Raw genomic sequence first — 8126 nt, forward strand, 5'->3', positions numbered from 1 at the left:
ACGGCAGCGCAGAGAGGGGGTAACCGGCGATTAACCATAGATATTTACGTTGGGGCAGTACTGTCAGTTGAATTCGAGTCAGAACCCATGAAGTTCGGTAGCCGCGTAGGCTCGAGACGTTCCGAAGTCACGGAACCCACAGCGTCGTGGGAAACTGCCGGCGTGCCGGCTGGCCCATCCTCCGCAGAAACCACCAAAGGCGTCCTAAGCATTCCAGGGGTGGTGGCGTTTTTCCGCGAGAAAGGTCAACGCATCCTGATGCTCGCCGCGGTCATCTTCGCGGTCGGCATCATTTTGTTGATGTTGATCCCGGCGCGTTACGCCGCGACGGCGCTTGTCGTTGTCGACCCGCGTGAGCAGCGCGTGACCACCGATCAGGACGTCCTGCCCGGGATCGGTCAAGATGCCGCAGCGCTGCAGAGCGCTGTCGAGATCGCCAAATCCGATGGATTTCTCGGGCCGCTGATCGATCAGCTCAAGGTCGCCGAGGACAGTGACATCTCCGGCGGCAAGACCGACACCACGCGTTTGCTCGATCGGTTTCGCAACCGGCTCGATATCTCAAGGCGCGGACTAACCTATGTTATCGCCATCAAGTTCACGTCCAACAACCCGCAGCGCGCGGCGTACTACGCCAATGCGATCGCCGAGGCGTTCGTCGCCAGCCAACGCGGGACGCGCACCGTGGCGACCGACGAGGCCGCCGACTGGCTGAAGAGCCGGCTCAAGACGTTGAATGACCGGCTGCGGTCTTCGGAAGATGCCGTCGCCAAGTTCAAGCTCGAGCACCGCATCGTCAACGCCGGCAAGGAATCTACCACACAGCAATTGCGCGTCACCGACCTGACGCAGCAGGTGGCTGCCGCGCGCGCCCGCACCGAGGAGGCCAAGGCGCGCTATGAGCAGTTGCACCGCGACCTGAAGGCCAATGTCGACGGGCCGGTCAAGCAGGACCTGTTGAGCGCGCTGCGCGCCCAGCGCTCCGCGCTCAACGACCAGATCGCGCAGAAACGCGGGGTGCTCGGCGATCGTCATCCCGACCTCGTGATGGCGCTCAGCCAGCTCAGCGACCTCAACCGGCAGATCGACATCGAGCGCAAGAAGAACATCGACACCGCGAAGTCGGAATACGAGGCGCAGCGCGATCAGCAAAAGGCGCTCGAGGATCAGTTGAAGGCGGTTGAATCGCAGATCCTGGTTGACGGTCAGGCGTTCGTCAGACTGCAGGAGTTGCAGCGCGACGCCGACGCCAACAAGAATATCTACGAGCAGTTCCTCTCGCGCTACAAGACGACCGACGAGCAGCGCCTGCTGCAGGCCTCGCAGACCAAGGTCGCATCTCCTGCGACGCCGCCGATCCGTTCGACGCTTCCGCCGCTCCCGCTGCTGCTCGTCGTGCTCGCGATCGTCTCGCTGCTGACGTCGACCGCGATCGTCGCCGTTCCCGGCCTGAATCTGAAGCTCCCGATCAAGACCATTCCGCCCCTCCGCAGCGCCGAGGCGCCCGTATCGACCCCGGCACCGGCCACGGCCACGCCGCAATCTGCCTTGCCGCCGGGATTGCCGGTGCTGGCCCGCATTCCCAACATGGTGTCGCCGGATGCCGTCAAGAGCGTCTGGCAGACTCCGATTTCGACGACGGCCGAGCCCGACCTCAGCCTGCATCTGCAACTGCTGATCGAGAACATCGAGCAGCTTCCGGGTGACCACGGCAAGGTGGCGCTTTTGCTGTCGCTCGAGACCGGTGCGGGCGGCAGCACCGTCGCGCGATCGCTCAATCGGTCCGCCGTCAAGAACGGGATGCTCAGCGTCCTGATCGAGATGGAAGCGAAGCGCGCCGAAGTCGTGCCGCCGCAAGGCTCGGGGATCATCAAGGCCGACCTGCCGTCGGTCGTCGAACTGCTCGGCGCCAGCAGCAAGGCGCCGCCTTATCCGCCGGACGATATACGCGCCGATTTCGGCTTGATCATCGTCGACGCATCGTCGCTTGCCACGCAGCCGGCCGCGGTGGCGCTGGCCGCCCATGCCGACCTCGTGATCCTTGTGGTTCGCGAGGGCGCCGCCGACCCGGCCGCGATCGGCAAGGTGCGGGCCGACCTGTCGAGGTTCGGCTCGGTCCCGACTGCGCTGGTCGTCAATCGCGTGGCGGCCAACGCCACGGTCCGCAGCCCTCAGGGCGAAGCCCTGGGATTGGCAAGCTGAAGGCGGATCGGCTGCGCTGCGAGTGACAGCCTGATGAGGTTGGGTTGAGCCGCAACGGCGTCGCAAGTTCACCTCTCCCCGGCGGGGAGAGGTGAACCGAGAGCGCGTCAAGCCGATTCAAGCAAAACTCTTCTCGCTCTAGTCGTTGCTATCCGCAACGCGGACGGTGTAGGCGCTGCCCTTCGATGACGAGGGATGCAACAGCACCAGAACCGATGGGTCGACGCTGGTCCGGCGGCGGCACAGCACGTTGAGCGCGATGGTGGCGATGACCAGAGAAGCGGTCGCCGAGATCGCGGCGCCGAGCACGCCCAGCCAGGGGATCAGCACGACGAACCCCAGCAGCCGCAACGCCACGTTGGCGGCGACCACCGGAACGTAATCGCGCTCATGCCCTGTCAGTTGCAGGACAGCGGCGGACGGCCCGCCGGCCGCCTGGAACGCCGTCCCGATCGCGAGCACGATCAACACCCACTGCTGCGCGGCGAAATGCGGTCCGAACAGGCCGAGAAGGTAGGGAGCGCCGACCCAGACGATGACGAGCCCTGTGAGCACGCAGAGCGCGGTCACCTCGGCCATCAGCTTCAGCGTATGTTCGAGCTCGCGGTGGTTCTTGCTGAAATACAGCGACGGTAGCCGGCGCGCGCCGAACGTATAGAGCGCAGCCGAAAGCATCGCGAAGATATTCGCCAGGCGCGAGGCGGCGAAATAGACGCCTGCGGTCGCCGGATCCAGCATCCAATAGACCAGGATGACGTCGAAATACTGGTTCGCCGCTTCGAGAATGGATGCCAGCCAGAAGCGGAATGCGCTGCGATTCCAGCGCGAGGTCTCGAAGCGCGCCGTGACCGAACGCATGTTCGGCAGCACGCGCACGATCGACACGATCTGCACGACCAGCCCGAGAGCCATCGCGACGCTCATCGCGGTGAACAGTTCGGCAGGGGTGAGCTGCCGGTGGCCGAACAGCACTGCGATCAGGACCAGCACAACGGCAACCCGCCAGAAGAACTCGCGATTGCCTTCGCCCATCAGGATGCTGACCAGGGATCGCGCGATCTGGCTGCCGAGCATCAGCCCGGCATTGACAGCGGTAAACGCCGAGACCGAGAGGATCAGCAGCCACCATTCACCGCGAAGCGTTGCCACCGCGGCGATCGCGGCGATCGAGATCAGCATCCCGATCGCTGAATTCCTCAGGCTCGACAGCAGCACACCCTTGGTGAACTCTGCCTGACCGCGCACCTCGTATTCATTGAGGAAGCGAACCAGGAGCAGCTCCTGGCCGGCAAGGCCCACGACCGAGGCGATCTGGGCGATGGAGAGCAAGGTCGCGAAGTCGCCGAACGCGTCAGGCGTCATCGCCCGCGCGGCCAGCGAGAACAAGGCGAACGCAAGCCCGCCGCTGCCGACCTTGAGGAGGATGGTCCCGGCGACGCCGCGCGTCACATCGCGCCGAAACATTTGGAGCACAGAGGCAATCACCAGAGACGTCTCAATATCCTGTCAGGCTGCGGACCGTGGCAATCGGTGAAGCCAGGAGTGTTAATGTTGTCTTGCTAAGATTCCGTTCCTTCCGGCGGCCCGCGCGTCAGACAGTTGTGCACCCGGCCAATATGTCGCGCTGCTCCATTCTGGAACGCCGTCGTCCTCGCTGTCTCCAAACGGCGCAGGTCGGGTCGCACTCCACCGCATCGCCGGCAGCGTGAGCCGTGCTGGTTGAGGCCGCGTTAGTGCGTCGACCGCGCCCGTCGAAGCTCCGCGGCCAGGCAATGGTCCCGCCTGCCTGCTGCGGAGCCTCCAAGGGATCAGGTTCATGGCCGCTTTTGCTGCAAGCCGTGTGCCGGGAACCCGTTGATCGCCATCAAGGCCGTTTCGTTAACCTCAATAGCGGAACTCGTCCTGTTCGCTCGGGTGTGGCGGCAGGGCAGGCAAGGAACTTGCAGTTCGGTGGCCAATTAGCCGTCGGAGCGGACAAAGATGATTGCCGAGGAAAGCACGACCCAGCCGATCGCAGCTTGCGAGGCTGACATTATCGAAACAGACGTTGCCATCGTTGGTGCCGGTTTGGCAGGCTCGCTCGCGAGGGCTGTGCTTGTCCGGGCCGGGTATCGGGTCATCCTGATCGACAAGCGCTCGATCCCGCCGGATGAATTCCGCGTCGAAAAGGTTGCTGGACGGCAGATCGATATCTTCCGCCGCCTCGGCTTCCTCGACGATGTCGAGGCCGTCTCCTCGTCCTATGACCGCGCGCTCAACATCAGGGGCGGCAGACTGGTCGATATCGGCGTCGGGCGATCCTATGGCGTTTCCTATGCAGATCTCGTCAACATGGCGCGCGGCCTGATGCCTGATCCGTCGAGCTTCCGGCTCGACCTGGTGACCGATGTCAGCTGCAGCGAAGATCGCCAGCAACTGACGCTGGCCTCCGGCAAGCGCGTCGTCTCGCGCCTGGTCATTCTGGCGACCGGCATGGCGAGCGCGCTTGGCTACACGCTCGGAATGCGCCGGCAGATCATTGCCGCGCGGCACTCGGTCACGTTCGGCTTTACGATCGCGCGGCCGGATAACGCGCCGTTCGGCTTCGACGCGCTGACCTGCTACGGCAAGGAGGCGGCTGACGGCGTCGACTATCTCAGCCTGTTTCCGATGTCGGGCGGCATGCGGGCGAACCTGTTCATGTTCCGCGATCCGACCGATCCGATCATGCGCGAGCTGCGCCGCGACACCAAGCGGACGCTGCTTCGCCTGATGCCGGGACTTGAACCCTATCTCGGTGATTTCGCGATCGTCGGCCAGGTGCACAACTGGGTCATGGACCTGTCGGTGACCGAGGGGCATCTGCAACCGGGTATCGTGCTGATCGGCGATGCATTCCAGACCAATTGTCCTGCGGCCGGAACCGGCGTGAGCCGCCTGCTGGTGGATGTCGAGCGGCTTTGCACCGAATATGTGCCGCGCTGGCTCGAGACCGACGGCATGGGCACGGAGAAGATCGAGCAGTTCTATTCCGATCAGGACAAGCTCGCCGCCGACCGCCACTCGCTGCAACTGGCGCGTTACCGGGAGGCCTTGACCTCGAACACCGATGTGCGCTGGACGCTGCAGCGGCAGCTGCACTTCTTGCGCCGCATGATCACGCACCAGGTGGACCGGATTCATCCGGGATGGGTCATGCGCGTTCGCAGCGCGCTCCGGTAAGGGCGAGAGCCGCTTCCCCGCGGCTCCATCGCGTCATCCGAAATGTGCGAAGCGAGTTTTCCTCGGGGCAAACGCGCGGCGTTTGCCCCGAGCTCCTGCTCAAACGATTGAAGCGCGATGATGGTTCAGCGCGAACCCATCACGCTTTAGCGCGTGCCGGTCGAGGTGCGGATCGGCCTGAGGTCGGTCATGCGCTTGGCGGCCTGCTTGATCCAGGGCGCCTGCTTCAGGGCAAACAATGCCAGCGAGCCGGCGGCGCTACCGGCCTGCGTCACGCTCGACATCGGCGTGGGCTGACCACCGAACTGCATCTTGTAGGGCTCGTCGCCGATGGTGAAATCCAGCACCCGGCCGCCGCGCTCGATGCAATCCTTGGCGACGCTCTCGAACGTCAGCGCGCCGATCGATTGACTCTTGTATCCCTCGACATCGAACGCCGTCATGACGACGAGGAGGCTGTCGCGGTGGACCAGCCCAAGGGCGGTCGCGATCACGTTGCCGTCCATCTTCATGGCATAGAGCCGGGTAAAGGAGCCCATGCCGCGAAGCGCCACGCTCGAATAGAAATCGAAATACGCCGGACGCTGCAACAGGTCGCCGTCACCGTGGGCATGGAAGCGCGGACCGCGAAACTTCCGCATCGTCTCCATGGCCTCGCCGATGGAAGCGGCGTCGCCGCAGCATGAGAAAGTGAGCGTGCCCTTCTTGTGGATCTGGCGCCATTTCTTTGCCAGCTCCTTCATATAAGACTTGCCCAATGCGTTGAGCTGCCATTGCTCGAACGGCGCGGCCAGCACCGTCGCATAGGCATTGGTGTCCATCAGACTGCGATGCGGTGCTCCGAACAGATTCTCGATCGGCATCTTTGCATCGAGCAGCTTGGGTATGCGCAGCAGGTCGAATGGCCGGAGCAGTTGCCGAAGCTTCTGGCAGCTGCGTCCGTCCTGGAGCAGCTCGGCAAATGTCTTGATGCTGCAGACCGGCGCCAGGTAGTCGGACACGCGAAGGTCGGCGAATTCGATCGTCCGCATCGGCCCGCGCCGTACGCGCAGCATCGGGAGCACCGCCGCCAGCGAGCCGGTTGCGCGCGAGCGGACGACGACGACCAAGGGCTTCGCTGCCGCGGCGGGAGCGAGCTTGCGATAGAGGCTGTCCAGCCATAGCGGATGTTGGAAGGCGGTCGCGTCCGAGCCTTCGAACAGCGTCGCGTATTCTTCAGACAGGAAGTCGAATGCGTCGTCGATGCAGACATCGAACGCGTCATCATTCTTGTTCATGTGAAACCAAAAACAAACGAGTTTTCAAAACGCCGATCGAGTCGGCCTTCCGATGCTTATAGCAAAGGCCGATGACGGCGCGCACTGGTAGAATACGATTTGTATTAATGTCGTGCCTCGACCTTTGCATATTGTTGCTGGTGGAAGCGTCGCTGTGGCTGAAACGACCGCTGCTTGCTGTCGGCGAAGGATTGCCGAGCCGTGCGCAGCGAGCATGGTTAACGACCTCTTTGCGGACTCGACTCATCGAGGGTGCGACGAGACATCGCGCGTTGTCTGGACCGGATATTGCAGTTATGGGCATGTAAGCACTGGAGCCCTTGCTGAAATGTTGAGTCATAGCCAAAACGCCCGCATTTCCGATGCAATTTCGTCTGCGCGCGCCGATCGCGAGGGGACCCAGAGTCTCGATTCAGATATCGCTGTTCCGCCTGTCCGAATTTGCGACACTTCGCGTGGCGAGCCGCCGGCGCACGCGACGGGTGTGCCGAACCGGTCGTCCCTGCCGAACGGCATGCGGGAGCGTCGGACCAATCCTGTTGGCAGGTCCGTGACTGCCGGCGTCCGGCGGGAAACCATCGGCGGGTTGCGGCTCGCCGTGCTCGATCGCGAGCAGACCGCCGACTTCATGGTCGAGGCCGTGTACCCGAACCGGCGCGCCAATCGTCCGCTCTATCTGACCTCCGCCAATGGCGAAGTGCTGTCGCGCTGCTCGACCGAGCCGATGACCGATCGGCTGTTCCGGGCCGCCGACCTGATCAATGCCGACGGGCAACCGCTGGTCATGGTGTCGAAGCTCCGGTCGTCGAAGCCGCTGCCCGAGCGCGTCGCGACCACAGACCTGTTCCATGACGTCGCGTGCAAGGCGGAGAAGCTCGGACTGACTTTCTATCTGTTCGGCGCGAACGAGGCCGAAAACGAGGCGGCGATCGCCAATGTTCGCCGGGCCTATCCGGCCCTCAAGATCGTCGGCCATTCGCACGGCTATCTGCGTGGCGACGCGCTGCGAGCCAAGGTGGACGAGATCAACGCGCTGGCGCCGGACTTTCTCTGGGTCGCGCTCGGCGTGCCCTACGAACAGGCCTTCGTCGACGAATTCATCTCGCGGCTTGGCAATGTCGGCGTCATCAAGACCTCGGGCGGATTGTTCAACTTCCTGTCCGGCTCGCGGCCGCGCGCGCCGCGATGGATGCAGATCGTCGGGCTCGAATGGGCCTGGCGTCTTTGGCTCGAGCCGCGCCGGCTGTTCTGGCGCTATCTGACGACCAATCCCCACGCTCTCTATCTGCTGTTCAACCGGACCCGGTCCTCGTCGACCAGGGACTAAAGCGTGATGAAGTTAGGTTCGTCCATATCCTGCATTTGCTAGGTAGCTCAGACATTCTTCGGGCGAGAAGAGCTTGAGGACCTCGCCGATGGCGAAACAAACAGCCTCGACTGTTCGGG

General features: G+C 63.5%; 5 protein-coding genes. 3 read left to right on the top strand and 2 right to left on the bottom strand.

Annotation, left to right across the window (positions count from 1 at the left end; genetic code table 11):
- Window positions 1-87: 87 nt before the first annotated feature.
- Entirely contained in the window at window positions 88-2202 is a 2115-nt protein-coding gene (locus tag AC628_RS00895) for a GumC family protein (protein WP_074124867.1), read from the top strand.
- A 138-nt stretch (window positions 2203-2340) separates the two neighbouring features.
- On the opposite strand, the gene AC628_RS00900 is transcribed toward AC628_RS00895, so the two are convergent.
- On the bottom strand, window positions 2341-3666 hold the full coding sequence (locus tag AC628_RS00900) for a lipopolysaccharide biosynthesis protein (RefSeq protein ID WP_502689523.1): 1326 nt from the start codon (window positions 3664-3666) through the stop codon (window positions 2341-2343).
- Window positions 3667-4182: 516 nt separating this feature from the next.
- On the opposite strand from AC628_RS00900, the gene AC628_RS00905 reads away from it, so the two are divergent.
- On the top strand, window positions 4183-5403 hold the full coding sequence (locus AC628_RS00905) for an FAD-dependent oxidoreductase (protein ID WP_074124872.1): 1221 nt from the start codon (window positions 4183-4185) through the stop codon (window positions 5401-5403).
- A 146-nt stretch (window positions 5404-5549) separates the two neighbouring features.
- Here the strand turns inward: AC628_RS00905 and AC628_RS00910 are convergent, their stop codons facing one another.
- Complete coding sequence (locus AC628_RS00910) at window positions 5550-6680, bottom strand: GNAT family N-acetyltransferase (protein ID WP_074124874.1); 1131 nt, start codon at window positions 6678-6680, stop codon at window positions 5550-5552.
- A gap of 514 nt (window positions 6681-7194) precedes the next feature.
- On the opposite strand from AC628_RS00910, the gene AC628_RS00915 reads away from it, so the two are divergent.
- Window positions 7195-8007: a WecB/TagA/CpsF family glycosyltransferase gene (locus tag AC628_RS00915; RefSeq protein WP_074124881.1), complete on the top strand. Its 813-nt coding sequence runs from the start codon at window positions 7195-7197 to the stop codon at window positions 8005-8007.
- Window positions 8008-8126 lie beyond the last annotated feature (119 nt).

This window comes from Bradyrhizobium sp. NAS96.2, from assembly GCF_001908235.1.
In the GTDB taxonomy this organism is placed as follows: Bacteria; Pseudomonadota; Alphaproteobacteria; order Rhizobiales; family Xanthobacteraceae; genus Bradyrhizobium.

Excerpts from the sequence above, each read along its gene's own strand:
- AC628_RS00895 (WP_074124867.1), top strand. The coding sequence starts at position 88 with ATGAAGTTCGGTAGCCGCGTAGGCTCGAGACGTTCCGAAGTCACGGAA.
- AC628_RS00900 (WP_502689523.1), bottom strand. The coding sequence starts at position 3,666 with ATGTTTCGGCGCGATGTGACGCGCGGCGTCGCCGGGACCATCCTCCTC.
- AC628_RS00905 (WP_074124872.1), top strand. The coding sequence starts at position 4,183 with ATGATTGCCGAGGAAAGCACGACCCAGCCGATCGCAGCTTGCGAGGCT.
- AC628_RS00910 (WP_074124874.1), bottom strand. The coding sequence starts at position 6,680 with ATGAACAAGAATGATGACGCGTTCGATGTCTGCATCGACGACGCATTC.
- AC628_RS00915 (WP_074124881.1), top strand. The coding sequence starts at position 7,195 with ATGCGGGAGCGTCGGACCAATCCTGTTGGCAGGTCCGTGACTGCCGGC.